Origin of the sequence: Pseudobythopirellula maris, assembly GCF_007859945.1 — a bacterium.
Taxonomy (GTDB): domain Bacteria; phylum Planctomycetota; class Planctomycetia; order Pirellulales; family Lacipirellulaceae; genus Pseudobythopirellula; species Pseudobythopirellula maris.
In genome coordinates this window covers 1,305,455-1,321,811 of record NZ_SJPQ01000001.1, presented here as the reverse complement: position 1 = coordinate 1,321,811, position 16,357 = coordinate 1,305,455, and the positions used below count along the sequence as shown (strand labels likewise).

Genomic DNA, 16,357 nt, shown 5'->3' with positions numbered 1-16,357 from the left:
CCAGCCGGGACGAGTTGGTAGTCGCTAGGCGCTAGTTGTTACGGCAGCCGCTTTAACTAACGCCTAGCAACTACCAACTAGCAACCACGCGCAAGCGGCCGCGCTCAGTACGTCATCTCGCACGACAGGCCCACGGCCGCCGGGTCGACACGGTAGCTCCCCTCGCCGCCGTAGATCCGCTTGTTGAGCGTGTTTTGGAACATGCCCAGCAGGTTGTAGCCCTCGAGCCGCAAGCGGATGTTGCGGTCGACTCGGTAGTTGAGGGCGTGGTTCAGGAACACGCTGTCGAGGTAGGGCCTGTCCCAGTCGGGTCGAGTCGCTCCGAAGGCGCCCCCTCCGGCGTTCGCCCTGTCCTGCACGTCCTTGGCGCCCGCGAAGCCCCAGTAGTACCTGAGCGAGGTGTCGCTGCTGAGCTTCGGCGTCAGCTGGCACTGCACGAACAGCTTGGTGATGTGGTTCGACCAGTTGTTCAGGTCGTTGCCGTAGCCGTCGGGCGACGCGGTGATGAACGGCGTCACGGTCGGGTCGAACCGCGTGAACTTGATCAGTTTCGAGAACGAGTGGCTGCCCTGGAGGGTCCAGCAGCCGTGCTTGTAGTAGGTCTCGTACTCGATGCCGTACTGCGTTTGGTTGCCGGTGAGTGTGCTGCTGTTGGTCACGCCGTTCCAGGCGATCGCGTCGAGGTCGAGGTAGAAGATCGACATCGCGTGGTTGAAGCACTCGGTCGGAGAGCGTTCGAGTCGCAGTTCGTAGCTCCTGAGAATCTCCGGCTGTCCGTCCGTGCGGTTGCTGAGCCACTGGGCGCGCAGCTCCTCGGCGAAGTTCATCCGCTGCGAGCGGTTCAGGAGCAGCTTCCAGGCGGTCTTGTCGTCGGGCGTGTACACGACGGCCGCCTTGGGCGAGTACATCCACCCGGTGTAGGTGTTCTTGTCCCAGCGGCCGCCCATGAAGGTGGTCCACTCGTCGTTGATCTGCCACTGGTCCTCGAACAACGCGGAGTATGTTTGCGTGCTCCACGGCGTGAAGTCGGCGCCCAGCCGCCCGTTGGTCGGCGGCACGGGCAGCAGGTGCGACTCCAGGCCGAACCAGTCGTAGTAAATCTCGCCGCCGTAGGCGATCTGATGGTCGCCCAGGGTGCTGACAAACACCGCCCGGCCGTTGAGCTCCTCTTCGGCGTACGACTCGGTGGGCCCGACAAACAGGGTGCGTGCGAACTCGGAGTGGTCGAAACCGAGCGTGGCGATGAACTTGAGGTCCTCGTGGATCTCGGTCTCGTACTTCGAGTGGAGTGTGGCCTGCTGCGTGCCTGTGCTGTTCTGTAACTCGGTGACATAGTTGCCATAGCCGGCCGGCGAAAAGAGGCCAGCCGTGGGGGCGGTCGCGTACTGCACACCGCCGCGGGTGTAGCGGGCCCAGATCTCGAGGTCCTCGTATTTGTAGTCGATGAAGAACTTCAGCGGCAGCAGGTTGTCGAACGCCTCGTTGTAATGGTTGATCTCGTTCTGGACGTTGGTTTCAGCAATGTAGTCTTGGTACTCGACCGTAGTGTCGCCGTCGCCCGGCCAGCCCGGGTCGCTCGTGCCGAACACCAGCGGGGCGTAGTCCTGGTCGGCGCCATCGCGCGATCCGACGCCGGCGTAGAACAGCATGCCCCCCTCGGCGCAGTCCCACTGGAACGCGTGCGTCAGCTCCAGCGTGGAGTACTCGTCGATAAAGCCCTGCCGCGCGTGGAACCGCGTGCCGGTGAAGGTCTCGGCCGTCTCGGTGTAGATGGCGATCACCATCGAGACGGCGCCGGGGCCGTAGATCGCCGAGCCGGGGCCGCGGACCACGTCGATGTGATGGATGTCGCCCAATTGCGGCAGCTCGCGCTCGCTGGCGGCGCCGTAGTGGGTCTTGTCGTTCATGATGCGGCCGTTCACCAAGAGGAGGTACTTATCCTCCCGGTCGCTGATCACGCCACGCAGGCCGATGTGGCTCTGCTCCCAATGGTGCAGCACCCACTGGAAGTTCGGCACGTAGATCTCCAAGAGTTCGTTGAGACCGCGGGCGCCGCTGCGGTAGATGTCTTCACGCGAGATCGTCGTGATCGCCGCCGGCGAGACCGAGCGGCCCCCTTCCTCGGTGCGGACCTCGGTGAGCGCGGCAGACGAGAACTCCTGCGTCGTCACCTTGACCTGGCTGAGCTGGTCGAGGTCCATGTCGAGAAGCTTGTCGAGGTCGTCGCCTTCTTCGCTGTCTTCGTCGCTGCCTTCATCGAGCTCCGAGTCGTCGACGGAGTCCGTGGCCACCGCGGCGCCGGGAATGGGGGGCAAGTCTTCGGCCGCGCCGACAGGCGCCGCGCTCGCCATAGCCATGAGCAGGGCGACGCCGATCAGACGCGCTACGCACTGATTCCACCGATCAATACGCATCGACGTCATGGCGTTTCATCCCTGAACTCGGTCTCAGAATAGATCTGCTTCGGCAGATACGCGTTCCTCCAGAACCGCGCTGTATCGTATTTACCGTATCGTCTTGCGATCAGTCATCGTGCAGCAATTAACGCTACGGATGAACGTATAATTTCGATTGTAGGGACACGTCTTGGATAGCTGGGAACTCTAGCTAGTTGTTTTCATAATGGCGCCTAAAGACTTGATGTTTGACGACGAAGCTCTGCCATTGAATGAGCATATCCATCATGCGTGTACTGCGAATTGTGAGGGCGGCGAGCGACGTGACAGAACTAAGTAGATGAGCAGACGCAACGCACACGACGACAGCGGGTACTGCTTTCGGCAATCCGAACGGACACCGCTATCCACCGGTACGGACATGCCGGAAGTCGTGTTTGTCGGAAGCGACGCGCACGACCCCGCGTGACTGTTTTAGAAACGGCCTCGTGCGCGCTAGGGCTGCCGGCGCCGATTACTTGGCGATCCGACGCAGTTCTTCGAGCTCCTGCTCGAAGCCGTTCGAGAGGATCGGGAAGCGACCCCAGCCGCGCGGGTCGACGCTGTGGTCGTCAACATGGAACGCGGCGGCGAGGCGTTCGCGTTTCCACTGGTTCGCGTTCCAGAGCCGGAAGAAGCGTTCGACCCACTCGGCCATCTGCTCCCTGCTCACCTCGGGAAACAGCGGCGCCACGAGACGCAACGCGTCGAGCGGCGGCCGCAGCTCGACGAGCGCCGCGCGTTCGATTGCGTCGAGCACCGGGTACGGCATCAGGTCGCCCTCGTCGGTCTGCGCGGCGTCGGCGGGTCGCAGCTCGGCGGTTGGCGCCTGAGCGTTGACCGCCGCCAGCTCGGCAACGGCGTAACGTCCTGAGGTGAGGTCCGGACCGGTGGTCTCCATCCAGTCGAGCCACTCGCGGAGGTAGGCCTTGTCGACACCTCCGATCGGCGCCAAGCCGCCGCAGGTGTCGCCGTCCATCGTGGCGTAACCCACGGCCGCCTCGCTGCGGTTGCCGGTCGCCAGCAAGAGCGCGCTGCGCAGGTTGGCCAGCATCCACGCCCCGGGGCCCCGGGCGCGGGCCTGGATGTTTTGCAGGGCCGCGTCGTCGTGTTCCCAGTCGGGGCGTGCTCCGCGGGCCTCGCCGACGGCCGTGGTGTAGCGGTCGACCATGGGGTCGACGTCCCAGGCGAGGAACTCGGCGCCCAGGGCGTGCGCCAGGCCCGCGGCCGCGCGTCGTGTGGTTTCGCTCGAGTTGCGTGTCGACTGATAGACGCACGCCAGCAGCCGGTGGATCAACTCCTGCGGATCGGTGACCCCCTCAAGCCCCGGCACGGCAGGCAGCCGCTTGGCGAGTCCCTCGGCGCCCAATTGCCCCAGTCCCTCGCGCGCCATCAGCGAGACCAATAGCGCCACGGCGGCCGAATCGGCCCCGCCGCTGAGCGACACGACGAAGCCGCGCGTGCGGCTTTTGCGCAGGTAGTCGAACAGGGCGAGCGGCACGGCGCGGGCGAACTCCTCGTGCTTCAGGTCCGCCGATCCTTCCCACGGGTCTTCGGGGGCGTGCGGCGCGGCGAGCGGCGGGCTGGGGGAGTCGTCCTCGCTCGTGCGAGGCGAGAAGTCGCAGACGATCGTGGCGCCCCCCGCGTCGGCGGGGCGAGGGCCCGCCTCGAACGCCTGCGATTTGAGCCGGCGGCATTGATCGATGTCGACCGCCGCCGAGCTGAGTGTGAAGTCGTCGTAGCGCAGCCGCCGCCCGGCGGCGACCATGTTGCCCTGCGAGGCGATCAGCGTCCCGCCGTCGAAGATCGACTGACCCGACTCGTTGCCCAACAAATTGCAGTAGGCGTAGGCGACGCCGAAAGTCCGGGAGCCCTCAATCACGAAGCGGCGGCGGACGTCTTGCTTGCCGAACGAGAAGTGGCTCGCGCTGGGGTTGAGGATCACGTCGGCGCCGCGCTGGGCGAGCCGGCGACCGGGCCGGTCGGCGACCCATGCGTCGCGGCAAACCTCGACGCCGACCCGCACGCCGTCCAGATCGTAGAGCAGATCCCCCACCGGCGTTTCGCCCCCACCCACGTTGATGGCGCCCACGGCGCCGGCGGGCCAGGGGCGGAACCAACGCGGCTCGTAGTGCAGGCCGTCGGTCGCCAGGTGCTGCTTGCAGGTTATTCCGAGCAACCGCCCGTCGGCGATCATCGCCGCGCCGTTGTAGAGCCGCTCGTCCACGAACAGCGGCAGCCCGACGCAGACCGCCATGCCGTGCGTGGCGGGCAGCAACTCCACCAGCGAGTCGAGCGCCCCGCGCTGCACCGCGGCCGAGAAGTGCCAGTCTTCGCAGCCGTAGCCCGTCACGGCCAATTCAGGAAGCACCAACAAACCGGCGCCCTTTCTCCGCGCCTCCTCGATCGCCTGCACGATGCGCTGGCGGTTGCCTGCCCAGTCGAGCGGTGTCTGGTTGAGCGAAGCGGCGGCGAGACGGAGTAAGTTCATGCGGAGTGAAGGCGGGAAGGGATGAATGGTCGGGTCGCTCGAAGGCGTTGTAGTGCAATGACGAGTGACGGGATAACACGTGCTTCGTCATCGCTTATCTCTATTCTAACTCGCTCGAACCGAGCAGCCGGAGGCGGAGCAGGTTCAGGGCCGTTTTGGCGAGACGCGCTTTGAGGATCGCCGGTTGGCCGAGCGTGCTGACGCTCCTGGCCTTGCCGCCCGCGGCGCTGGCCATGGCGACCGGCACGGTCGGGTCGTCGGCCGCGTTGGGCGAGCCGATCGCCAGGGCGTAGTCGACGCCCATCGCGACGCGTTTCGCTTCGGCGGCGTTGAGGGCCCATTCCTCCGTCGTGCAGTCGCCGTGGGTGGGGAGGAACTCGCCACTGCGGTAGACGGCGCCCGCCTCGTCCGCCTCGGCGAGCCAGTGCGACAGCAGCCCCGAGGTGGCCGCCTCGACCGACACGATCGTCTCGCCGCGCTCTCCCAGGAGCCGCACCACGGCGTGCTGCAACTCGTCGTCCTCCGCGCCGAAGACCAGCATACCGAGCGACTGGTGGATCACGTCGAGGGTGGGTTCGATCACCGCCAGGCAGGCCGCCTCGTCGGGGCCCCCGGCCGTGACGCGCAGCGTGAGCGTGGCGCCGCTGGCGGTGACGCCGACACGCGGCTCGCGGCCGCGGCGGATGAGGTCGGGCAGCATCTCTTCGAGCCGGCTCTCGCCCACGCCGAAGCATTTGAGTTTTCGGGTCACGAGCACCCGCGCCTCGGGCGCCATCGCGGCGACGGCGCCCCGCACCGTGGCGGACCACATCTCGTGCATCTCGGCCGGCACGCCCGGCAGGCAGAACACACGCGACTTGTTGCCGTCGGCCGAGCGAACCGCCATGTCGATTCCCGGCGCCGTGCCGTGGGCGTTGGGGATCTGCCGCGAGCCGTGAGGGAAGAGGGCCTGCAGCCGGTTGTTCGCGGGCATCGTGCGGCCGCGCGAAGCGAACATCCGTTCGATGTGCGCCAGCGCGACCGGGTCCTCGACAAGCGCGGCGCCCACGGCCTTCGCCAGGGCGTCGCGCGTGAGGTCGTCGGCCGTGGGGCCCAGCCCGCCCGTCGTCACGACCACGTCCGCCCGCTCGAAAGCGGCGCGCAGGATCGCCACGTGGTCTTCGAGGCTGTCGCCCACGGTGGTGTGGAACGCCACCTCGACGCCCAACTCGCCGAGCCGCTCGCTCAGCCATTGGGTGTTCGTGTCGAGCCGTTGGCCGGAGGTCAGTTCGTCGCCGATGGCGATGATTTCAGCGCGGAGCGGCATAGCTTGCTGCGGGGGTGGGGGAGCGGACGTCGTGGAACCACGATCTTCTCGGATCGACAGCTCCCCAGGCAGGGGGGGCCGGGGGAGTGTTTCGTCGGTTGCCCAAAAGCGAAGAGCGATTCTCCAGCGGCCCCTGCGGGACCGTTCGGGGTATGATAAGGAGGTGACCCGGAAAACAAATCGTGTGCGAGTCCTCAGATATGAAGAAATTCTCCCTCTACCGACTGCTCGGCCTGCTGGTGCTGGCGGCTTTTGTGGCGGCTCCGGTCGACGCCCAGCCGCCCGGCCGCGGCGGTCCGCGTGGCGGGGGCGACGGCGAGCAGAGCCAGCAGGACGACGGCCCACGCGGACCCAGGGGTCGCGGCGGACGGCCGTCCTGGGGAGGGCCGCCGGGCGGCGGTGACGACGCCGACCGTGGCGAGCGACGCAGACGCGGCGGCGACAACGGCGGCGAGCGTGGCGGCCGCGGCCGTGGCGGCGATCGCGAAGGTCGTGGGGGACGCGGCGGGCCCGGGGGCGGGTTCCTCTCCAGGTTCGACAAAAACGGCGATGGCAATCTCAGCCCCGACGAGGTGCAGGGACGCATGCAACGCATGGTCGAGGGGGCGGCCCTCTCCGCGGGCTTGAAGCCGGGCCAGCCTTGGCCGATCGCCAAACTCGAGGCGGCCATGTCCGCCGAGCGTGAGCGACGCGAAGCCGAGCGTGACGAGGCGCGGGCTGCCGTGCAAGAGTGGCGCGAGGGCGCCGAGCCGATGGCTTTTGCGCCACCCGAGGGGCCGCCGACGGTGGCCGCTTTCGGCGAAGAGCCCACCACGACGAACAACGCGCGTCCTGCCGCTGCGCGGGACCAAGATCGCAACCAGGATCGTGGCGACGATGGCCGTGGCAACGAGAGAGAGCGTGGCCGGTTCTCACGCCGTCGGGGATCGGACGAGCAAGCCGACAGGGGCGGCAACCGCTCTGACTCCCAGGCTTCGACAGCCTCGAGGTCGTACCGCTTCTTGTCCCCCGCCGAGAGGCTGCCGCAGGGCGCCCCGGCGTGGTTCACCCAGAAGGACCGCGACGGCGATGGCCAAGTGGCGATGCACGAGTACGCCCGCTCGTGGAGCGACCGCGAGGTCGACCGCTTCTACGCGTACGACAAGAACAGCGACGGCGTGATCGATGCGGCCGAAGTGGCGAGCGATTCGTCCCGGCGGTAGATTCTGCAGGCTCCCGCCTGGGGAGCGTCGCTGCTGGGGTTTACCGTTGTGGTCAGTGGCCGTGAGCGTGCGGCTCGCCCGGTGTCTCAGCCGCCCCGTGGGCCGCCGCCGCGACCACCGCCGCCTTGGCCTCCTCGACCGCCGCGACCCCCACCGCCGCGACCGCGGTCACCCCCTCTGCCGGCGCCCCCTTGATTGCGTTGGATCTGCCTTTGCATCTGGCGTAAGAACTCGCTCCGGCGTTGTTGCTGGGCGCGGTCCTGGCCGTTGGCGTTGCCGCCACCGTTGGGAGTGGCCGACTCCGAGGCCGACGCGGTCTCGGGCTGCGAGCCTAGCAGCGTGGCGAGGGCCTCTTTGACGAGCTGGGGATTGGCGCCGCGCACGGTGACCACGCGGGTCGACTGCGGCACGCCGATGCCCTCCTCGTCGAGCCGGCGGACCAACGCTTCGACCTCTTCGTAGAGGGCGTCCGACGCGCGGATCACGATCGAGTTGCTGCGATCGTCGACGCCGAGCGACATCTTGTCCGGCTCGCCGGCGGGGCCCTCGCTGTCGCCGCCGCCGCGGAGCATGCGGAAGATCTCCTCGGGGTTCGGCTCGCCGCCCCCACCGCCGCCGCTCGATTGCATCCGATCGCCAAACACCTGCTTGACGACCTCGATGATTTCCTTGGCCTGCGTGTTGTAGACCGGGATCAGCCGCGTCTTGCCGCCCGCCTCAACCTGCGCGGGCCCACGCTTCTGATCGATCACTTGCAGCAACTGCTCGATCGTGTCGAGGTCGTCTTGGCGGGCCCGCACGATGAGGGCGTTGAGCCGCAAGTCGGGCACGATGTCGACCGAGGCCGAAGAGAAAGAGCCGCTCGAGCCCCCCTCGCCCCCCATGCCGAGCAAGCCGCCCACCAACCCGCCGCCCGAGCCGCCCAACGCGGCGCCGGCCAGGTCACTCATCAGCCCACCCCCGCCGGAGGAAGAGGCGCCGAAGACGTTGGCCAAGATCTGCGCCGCGACCGGCGCCGAGGCGTACTTGAGGTAGAAGACCGCGTACTGCCGGGTGGAGGTGAGCGTGCCGGCCGTGGAGCTCGCCAGCAGCCGCTCGAAATCGTCGAGCGCCTCGATGTCTTCCGAGGCGATGATCAATCCGCCGCCGCCCGGGCTGATGAAGATCGGCGCCGGGCCATCGCCGGGTGTTGATTGGTCTGAGCCGAGCGCCTCGGCGACAAACCGCGCAGGAACGCGGCTCCGGCCTCCGGTCAGGCGGTCGCGCCGTTCGTCGGTCTTGGGCGGAGGCGTTTGGCGGCGGCTGGCGCCGCGGGCGGGTGGTTCGCCAGCGCCGGGTTCGCCAGCGCTGGGGTCGTCAGCGTCGGGTTCGGCCGTGCGCTCATCGGCCGGCTCGGTCGCTTGGCTCGGCGTGTAGCTGGGGATGCGCTTGGTGGGGTTCACCATCCGCAGCGGATTCGCTCGGAGCGTGCCCCACACGCCCTCGATCTGCTCCAGTGCGCCGCTTGCGGCGCTGGGGCTCAGCGGCAAGATGCGCACGTTGCCGTCACCCCCCAGCCCGATGCCGCCCCGCGAGCCGCGCGACGCGCCGAGTTTGTCGAGCAAGGTTTGGATCTGCTCGAGCTGCGCCGGGCTCGCTCGCACCAGCAGCGTGCGGGTGGTGAGGTCGGCGTCGACGAGCGGCGCCGACGGGTCGGGCTCGCTCTCGCCGGGACGCGAGTACATCTTGTTGATCGCCAGCACCGCGGTCTGGGGGTCGACGCCCGAGAGCGGTATGACGTCGATGCGGCGCGTTTCTTGACGCATCTCGTCGAGCGTGGCGCGGATCGTCTGATGGTCGTCGGCCGTGGCGAAGGCCACGAGGTTGCCGGTGGCGGGGTCGACCGCGAGGCGGGTCTGGTCGTTGCCGGCGAGGATCGTCTGCAAGACCTTGAGCGCCGTTTCCGAGTCGACCCCCACGGCGGTGTAGACCCGCAGGCTCGGCTCGAAGTCGGCCGCGTCGAAGTCGACGGCCGAGCCGGCGTCGATCGCCTCGATCACGCCGCGGATCGTGCGGATGCGGCCGGCGGTCTCGGTCACCTGGATCATGCCGGCCCCGGCGAGCACGAGCACCTTGCCCTGCGGGCCGACCAGCTGGCGGAGCTCGGCGGCGGCGGTCTCGGGGTCGAGGCCACGCACGCGGAACAGCACCCGCACGAGCTCGTACTCGCCCCGCTCGCCCAGTTGCGAGAGGGGCACGTCGGTGACGAGGTTCGGCGGGATCTCGTCTTCGAGATTCACCAGCAACAACATGCGGTCCTTGCGCAGCAGCGTGTAGCCCTTGGTCTGCAAGACGCCGTTGATGACGTCGAGCGCCTCGCCGATCTCGTACTCACGGGTGTCGCGGTAGTTGAATGCGCCGGGAGGCGAGCTGTCGAGAATGAGCGACAGATCGGCTCGCTCGGCGAACCACTCCAGCACGTCGCGCCACGGCTGGTTGTGGAAGTTGAACGTGATCTTGCCGTCGAGCGCGGGCCCGCGTGACGGCCCCCGGGGCGGACCCCGACGGTCGGCGCCTTCACGCTGCGGACGATCACCCGCACCCCGCCGATCATCCGAGCGGCCGCGTTGGGGGCGGTCATCGGAACGCTCATCGGCGAGCGGTTCGTCGTAGGCCGGCGTTTCGCCGCGCGAGTAGGCCGGGTTGTCTTGCGAGGCGCGCAGCTCTTCGAGCGCTTCGCGTTGCGTGGGCGTGAGGAGCCGCAAGGCTTCTTCCTCCGACTCACGCCGGTAAGGCGCCAGCCGGGCGAGCTGCTCGTCACGCGGCAGGTCTCGCACGCTCATCGCCAGCGAGAGCCCGGCGAGCTCGCGCTCGTCGGCTACTTCCCACAGCTGGTCGCGCTGCTGTTGGCTGAGCCCCAGCTCGTCGGCCGTCTCACTCTCTAAGGCGAGGGCGAGCACACCCAGCAGATCGGGCTCCTGAGCGCGCGCAGACGCCGAAAAAGCCAATAACGCGGCTACCAACGCCGCCAGGGGGAGGAAGCGTGTGGGCGAATGGTGATAGAGCTTCTGCCACATGCGGGGCGTTCGCGTTCGGGAGACCGATCTTGGCCTATACCCTTGCGGGGCGAGGCGGGGGAGAGCTGGAAAACCACAGGCGGGCGTAGCGGGCGGGAAAGTCCATCCTAATTGGTCCGGGCGTCACGCTCCACAATTAATAACCCCAGCCGTGGCATGGGGTTCTGAAGATCGCCGCCGAATCTGTCCCCCTGCGACCAAATGCCCATGGGGCCCCGGATTTGGGGTTTTTGGCTCGGGGGGAGCCTGTTTTGGGAATCTCAAGCAGGGTGGTTGCCTGCCCCGCCGGTTTTCTTACCACTTTGGCGGACACACCACCGCAACGGGCAAGAGACCGGCGCCTTGAGATCGGCTACCGGTTTTGGACGAGGCTAGCCCGCTTGATCGGCCACTCCTCGCCTAGGCGTGCCTGGGGGGCCCTCTTTTCCATTGGATAGACCGGCCAATACGCGGCGCATCAGTAAACGCTCTGGGGCCGTGCGAGTCATCCCTCGTGTCAGGAACGTGGGGTTCACGGGAGTTGGCATGGAGCTTGCTTTTAAGAACCCCTGCCTTGAGGCAAGCCCCCTCCCTTGAGGCGGCGGGTGAGAAGACGGAGTGCTATCACCTCACCTCCCTTCTCCTCGGCTGAAGACGCAGAAGCACTCGATGCGTCTGTCATCGAATATCGAGTCCGTTCACTCAAACACACAGGAGAAATCATGCTTAGCCATTTTGGATTGACCGTATCGAGGCTCGGGGCGAAGTTCCGCTGGCTCGCAGGCTCCGCCGCGATCTTGGTAGCTGCTCCGACCTTCGCCGCCACCACGACCGATTGGGAGCAGTCCTCCCCCTACTATGAGGACGACGCTTGGTACGACGTGACCGAGATGTTCGACGGCAACGACTACAACCCCACAGACGAACGTTGGGGGGTGTGGGACGACGAGATCTATGGCAACAACGATCGGACGTCGCTTGAGTACGACACGGACAACGACACGTACTACGGCTACGATTCGACCGCCAGCGACGACTCGTGGTTCTATGATTCGTACGACCCCGGCTACACCTACTACGACGGATGGGACGCCTACGACGACACGATCGAAACGTACGAGTATTCCCACAACTACCACGACTACGACAACGACGGCTTTTTCGACGCCTACACCTCTTACTACGACTGGGACAACGACGGCTTCTACGAAGACATTGAGTACTACTCGTTCAACAACGAATGGGTGGACGACGAAGCCGGTTCGCTAGCCTCGCAGCGGGATCCGAGTCAGCAGAATTCGGGCCAGCAGGCGAGTAACCAGCAATCGCAGCGGTCGTCCAAGGCCTTCCGCGTCTCGGGCTCGATCGACAAGCAAAAAACCGTGAAGGTTCGCGGCACGGAACACACGGTGGTGATGGTGCGTGGCATGCAGAACCAGGACCAGACGGCGGTGGTTGACCTCGGTCCGAAGTCGGACCTACCGGACTTCAATCTCAAGAAGGGCAGCCTGTTGACGGCCACCGGCCCGGTGACCAAGGTCAAGGACAAGCGGGTGATTCTGGCCCAGCAGGCGAAGCAAGGCGACATCAAGCACCAGGTCGACCGCCAGCCCAAGCCGATCGAGGGCGCCGTGACCGACACGCGCGACGTTCAAGTGCGTGGCGAGAAGCACAGGTTGCTTGTCATGACAAGCAGCGACGACAAGAAAATTCTTGTCGACGCCGGCCAAGCAAGCCGCCTAGCGGAGCTGGACCTGAGTGAGGACGCCAAGCTGACGGTCCGTGGCGTGCCTGTGAAGGCCAACGACCGGATGCTGGTGATGGCCGAGTCGCTGACACAAGACGGCAAGCAAGTGTCGGTCAAGCGTCAGGCGAGAAAATCGGGCGACAGCAAGCCGCAGGGCGGCGGCACTGAGCAATCGGGCAACCAGGGACAGAACTCCTGATCCTTTGCTCAAGACAATTCGGCAAATCGATGGGGGCGCCCGCATGCCGGGCGCCCCTTTTTCATGCCTCACCAGTTTCATGCCTCACCTGGACGAAATGGCCCCGACGCCGCATCGGGGCCATTGCCTCGGCGCGTGCGGCTCGTTAGAGTGGTATAAACACCGGTGATTTGTGGCCGCTTGCAGCCGAAACTGCTAAAGAGCCAACGCCTGCCGCCGCCCACACCCATGGGCCGCGGCCGGCATTGTATTCTTCAGCACGTATTCGGTTCGTCCGCCACGCAACACAGGTCTGCGTAGGCGGTTTTTTTGTGCCCGGCCTACGCCGTCCTTTCCCCCGAGGCAGCCCCGCTCGCACCGAGCTTGGCCGCCGCGATCGAAAGCCCCATGGCCACGACCGAAACGAACGTGACAAAACCCGCTCGCAACCAATCGGCCGCTGATCCCCTCGCCGCCGGCATGCCGGCGGCCGGGCTGACCCCCTCGCCGGGCCCCTCCACGGTCGCCGTGCACGGCGGCGAGGCCCGGCAGAAGGTCGGCGACGCGATCACCGACGCCATCTTCTGCGCATCGACTTACACCTTCGAAGACACGAAGTCGATCATCGACTTTATCGAGAACGACGAGCAACGCGAGGAGTACGGCCGCTACGGCAACCCGGGCGAGCGCGTCGCCGAGCGCAAGCTCGCCGCTCTCGAAGGGGCCGAGACGTCGGTGCTCTACTCCAGCGGCATGGCGGCGTTCGTCGGGCTGCTCACGGCCAAGCTGTCGGCCGGTGACGAGGTGATCTTCTTCGACGAGTGTTATCACCGCAGCCGCGAGTTCTGCAACAAGCACCTCTCGCGTTTCGGCGTGAAGACCCTGCAGGTCAAGACGGGCGACTACGCCGCGATGGAGGCGGCCATCACGCCTGCCACGCGGATGCTCATCAGCGAGTCGCCCACCAACCCGCACCAGAGCTGCATCGACCTGGAGCGGTTCGTCGAGGTCGGACGCCGCAACGAGGTCGAGACCCTCATCGACGCGACCCTCGCCACGCCCTACAACCTGCGGCCGATCGAGGCGGGGGTCGATTATGTGCTGCACTCGGCCACCAAGTACCTCGGCGGCCACAACGACCTGCTGGCAGGAGTCGTCGCCGGCTCCAATTCCCAACTCGAGAGCGTCCGCAACCTGCGTGGCATTATGGGCGCCGTCAACGGCCCGCAGAACATCTACCTGCTGCTCCGTGGCCTGAAGACGTTCGAGCTCCGCATGCAGCGCCACAACGACAACGGCCTGGCCGTGGCCCAGTTCCTCGAGTCGCACCCGCGCGTCGAGAAGGTCTACTACCCCGGCCTCGAGTCGCACCGCGACCACGAGGTGGCCAAGCGCACGATGCGCGGCTACGGCGGGCTGGTCACGTTCCTGATCAAGGACGCCGACTGGCGTGCGACGGCCAACGTGGTCGACTCGACCCAGATCTGCCGGATCGCGCCGAGTCTCGGCGGCGTTGAAACGCTGATCGAGCAGCCGCTCGTGATGAGCTACTACAAGTGCACGCCCGAGGAACGCGAGCGTTTTGGCATCGACGACAACATGATCCGCCTGGCGTGTGGCATCGAGAACACCGAAGACCTGATCGCCGACCTGGCCCAGGCCCTCGACGCGTGACGGAGTTCAGAGTCGCTAGTTGCTAGGCGCTAGTTGCTAGTTACTGGGAGTTGCCCTTTCGAACTAGCGCCTAGCAACTAGCGCCTAGCAACTACCATGGCCATTCTCGGCATCGGGACCGACATCATCGAGTGTCTGCGGATCGCGCAGATGGTCGAGCGGCACGGCGAGCTGTTTATCGCCCGTGTCTACACCGAGCACGAGATCGAGTACTGCTCCTCGCGCAAGGCGGCCACCCAGCACTACGCCGGCCGCTGGGCCGCCAAGGAAGCGGTCTTGAAGGCGCTGGGCACCGGATTCGTGCGCGGCGTCGCGTGGCGCGACGTCGAGGTGCGCAACGAACGGGGCGGGGCGCCATCGGTCATGCTACGCGGCGGGGCCCGCGACATCTTCGACCGCTCGGGCGCCAGCCGCATCCACCTGTCGATCAGCCACTGCCGCAGCCACGCCACGGCGACCGCCGTGGCGGAAGTGGACGACTAGCAGATTCCCCCTCCCCAAAGGTCAGTCGGCTCCTTTCCGGTCAGTACGTTTCCCGGCGAACCGGGAGCGGCAGGAACCGTCGTCGTGCGGGGCGACCCCTGGGGGGTCATCACTCGGCTTCGGTGGCGGGGTCGCACTACTACGAAATGGGGAACGCGCCCTTGACGGAGGGCGCTACGCTGCGCCACTGAAACGTACCTTATCAAAGAATCGTCCCGCCGTGGACGTGAAAACAAGCGTCAAGTCGTCACGGGGGGGGGAGGCGGCAAGGTTTCAGGATCTCGGGCCCAGCTGGTTTCAGAACCCAGCGAAAGTGCGTTTTACGGACAACTTTACCGTGGGAACCCAAGTGACATTGCCGCGTGATTCCGGCCTTGAGTACTGTCGTCGGAATTCTGCAATAACCAACTCGATACAAGCTCAGATCAATATGCGATACCTGCTTCACGGGGTTGTTGGCGTGGCAGTGGCTGCCTCAATTTATGCTGAGGCCCATGCCAAAACGCTGACGCTGAGCTTCTCGGCGGAAATCACCTCGGCCAAGAGTCCTTCTAACACGCCCATTCCATATGGACTTGGGGTTGGAGATCACATCTTGGGTCGATTCACGATCGAAGGTGACATGGGTTCAAATGCCCCCTCTTTGACCGAAGGTTTGGGGGGCGCTCTATACTACAGCACCGAACAACCATACACCGCGTCAATGTCCATATCTGGTCATGTGCTCGATACGCCAGAGGACGGGCCGGGATTGCAAATCGCATCGGCAGACGACGCAATTTCAATCTGCGATTGCGGACCTGGAGTACCATGGAAACCCGGCGTATATGATGAGTTAACCGTTGGTGGGGAATTGACTCCTGTATCCGCCAGCACAGGCGATGTGACCTTGTTCGAGAAAGCTTCCTGGCGAATTGAGCTTCAAGACTTTACGAACTTTCAACCGGGCCCAGCGGCGGGCCTGAGTGTCGAACAGCAACGTCAATTAACTGAGCAATTGAGTCAGATCACCATCGCAGAACCCTCGGGCGACGAACCGGTTGTACCGCTTGAGGTGCTCACTGGCGGTCGTGTTTTTGACCACGCCATAATTCCTGACGACCTTGCCAGCTGGAACGCCATGCAGGCCGTAAGGCGTTTAAGGATGACGGTTTGGGACCTCGAAGATCACTCTTTCACGTTCTATGCCGAAGTGGGAGATTTTGTTGCAGTTCCGGAGCCCGAGGCGATCGCTATCAGTTTAATCATTGCGCTGGCTGCACTCGACGGCGCCGGAAACCGAGCATGTCGAAAACGCGTCTGTTGAGCAGGCATCCGGCACCCGTCTTGGCTAGCTCGACCGTTCTCGCAAACCGCCCCGCCTCACGCCGTCGCCACGGGCTCTTCGGCCGGCGGCGGGTCTTGCGAGGCGGGCGCGCCGTCGAGCCACACGGCCGAGACCGTCTTGGCTTGCAGCACCGCGCCGACGTTTAGCATGGCAAACGCCACGTTGGCCACGTCGCGGCCCGTGCCGATGCGCACGAAGTCCTTCACCGGAGCCAAGTGCTTCGCCTCGAACAAGTACCAGTGGCCGTCGAGGAACGCCTCGAAGGCGCCGAGTTAGTCGGGCGGCTGCAGGTTGACCGTGTAGTCCGCCAGGTAGCGGGCCGGCACGCCGACGCCGCGGCACAACGCCACCGCCAGGTGGGCGTAGTCGCGGCGCGCGACATCTTCGACCGCTCCGGAGCCAGCCGCATCCACCTGTCGATCAGCCACTGCCGCAGCCACGCCACGGCGACCGCCGTGGCGGAAGTGGACGACTGAGGC

At 65.9% G+C, this 16,357-nt stretch carries 11 protein-coding genes; 5 read left to right on the top strand and 6 right to left on the bottom strand.

From position 1 onward, the window contains the following. Nucleotides 1-104: 104 nt before the first annotated feature. The 3 genes from Mal64_RS04880 to Mal64_RS04870 form a co-directional block, all read right to left on the bottom strand. On the bottom strand, nucleotides 105-2,414 hold the full coding sequence (locus Mal64_RS04880; protein ID WP_197525460.1) for a TonB-dependent receptor plug domain-containing protein: 2,310 nt from the start codon (nucleotides 2,412-2,414) through the stop codon (nucleotides 105-107). 496 nt (nucleotides 2,415-2,910) lie between these two features. Continuing rightward, nucleotides 2,911-4,926, bottom strand: coding sequence for an NAD(+) synthase (nadE, locus tag Mal64_RS04875; protein WP_146397596.1), 2,016 nt, complete (start codon nucleotides 4,924-4,926; stop codon nucleotides 2,911-2,913). 100 nt (nucleotides 4,927-5,026) lie between these two features. Beyond that, the gene (locus Mal64_RS04870) at nucleotides 5,027-6,232 is read right to left on the bottom strand and encodes a CinA family nicotinamide mononucleotide deamidase-related protein (protein ID WP_146397594.1); all 1,206 of its coding nucleotides are present in this window, start codon (nucleotides 6,230-6,232) and stop codon (nucleotides 5,027-5,029) included. A gap of 200 nt (nucleotides 6,233-6,432) precedes the next feature. On the opposite strand from Mal64_RS04870, the gene Mal64_RS04865 reads away from it, so the two are divergent. Continuing rightward, nucleotides 6,433-7,434, top strand: coding sequence for a hypothetical protein (locus Mal64_RS04865; protein ID WP_146398746.1), 1,002 nt, complete (start codon nucleotides 6,433-6,435; stop codon nucleotides 7,432-7,434). A gap of 86 nt (nucleotides 7,435-7,520) precedes the next feature. Here Mal64_RS04865 and Mal64_RS04860 read toward each other — a convergent pair whose 3' ends face one another. After that, nucleotides 7,521-10,490, bottom strand: a complete 2,970-nt coding sequence (locus Mal64_RS04860) for a secretin N-terminal domain-containing protein (RefSeq protein WP_146397592.1) — start codon at nucleotides 10,488-10,490, stop codon at nucleotides 7,521-7,523. A gap of 701 nt (nucleotides 10,491-11,191) precedes the next feature. Between Mal64_RS04860 and Mal64_RS19675 the strand changes: the two genes are divergently transcribed. The 4 genes from Mal64_RS19675 to Mal64_RS04840 all read left to right on the top strand — a co-directional run bounded on the left by Mal64_RS19675 (nucleotide 11,192) and on the right by Mal64_RS04840 (nucleotide 15,857). Then, nucleotides 11,192-12,415: a hypothetical protein gene (locus Mal64_RS19675; RefSeq protein ID WP_197525459.1), complete on the top strand. Its 1,224-nt coding sequence runs from the start codon at nucleotides 11,192-11,194 to the stop codon at nucleotides 12,413-12,415. A 459-nt stretch (nucleotides 12,416-12,874) separates the two neighbouring features. Beyond that, a complete protein-coding gene (locus Mal64_RS04850) occupies nucleotides 12,875-14,068 on the top strand; it encodes a trans-sulfuration enzyme family protein (RefSeq protein ID WP_146398744.1) in 1,194 nt (397 codons plus the stop codon). A 96-nt stretch (nucleotides 14,069-14,164) separates the two neighbouring features. Then, on the top strand, nucleotides 14,165-14,551 hold the full coding sequence (acpS, locus tag Mal64_RS04845) for a holo-ACP synthase (RefSeq protein WP_146397590.1): 387 nt from the start codon (nucleotides 14,165-14,167) through the stop codon (nucleotides 14,549-14,551). 430 nt (nucleotides 14,552-14,981) lie between these two features. Beyond that, on the top strand, nucleotides 14,982-15,857 hold the full coding sequence (locus Mal64_RS04840) for a hypothetical protein (protein ID WP_146397588.1): 876 nt from the start codon (nucleotides 14,982-14,984) through the stop codon (nucleotides 15,855-15,857). A gap of 56 nt (nucleotides 15,858-15,913) precedes the next feature. On the opposite strand, the gene Mal64_RS20125 is transcribed toward Mal64_RS04840, so the two are convergent. Both Mal64_RS20125 and Mal64_RS20120 read right to left on the bottom strand, forming a co-directional pair. Beyond that, entirely contained in the window at nucleotides 15,914-16,111 is a 198-nt protein-coding gene (locus tag Mal64_RS20125) for a hypothetical protein (protein ID WP_231993583.1), read from the bottom strand. A 39-nt stretch (nucleotides 16,112-16,150) separates the two neighbouring features. Next, the gene (locus Mal64_RS20120) at nucleotides 16,151-16,228 is read right to left on the bottom strand and encodes a hypothetical protein (RefSeq protein ID WP_231993625.1); all 78 of its coding nucleotides are present in this window, start codon (nucleotides 16,226-16,228) and stop codon (nucleotides 16,151-16,153) included. Nucleotides 16,229-16,357: the final 129 nt, after the last annotated feature.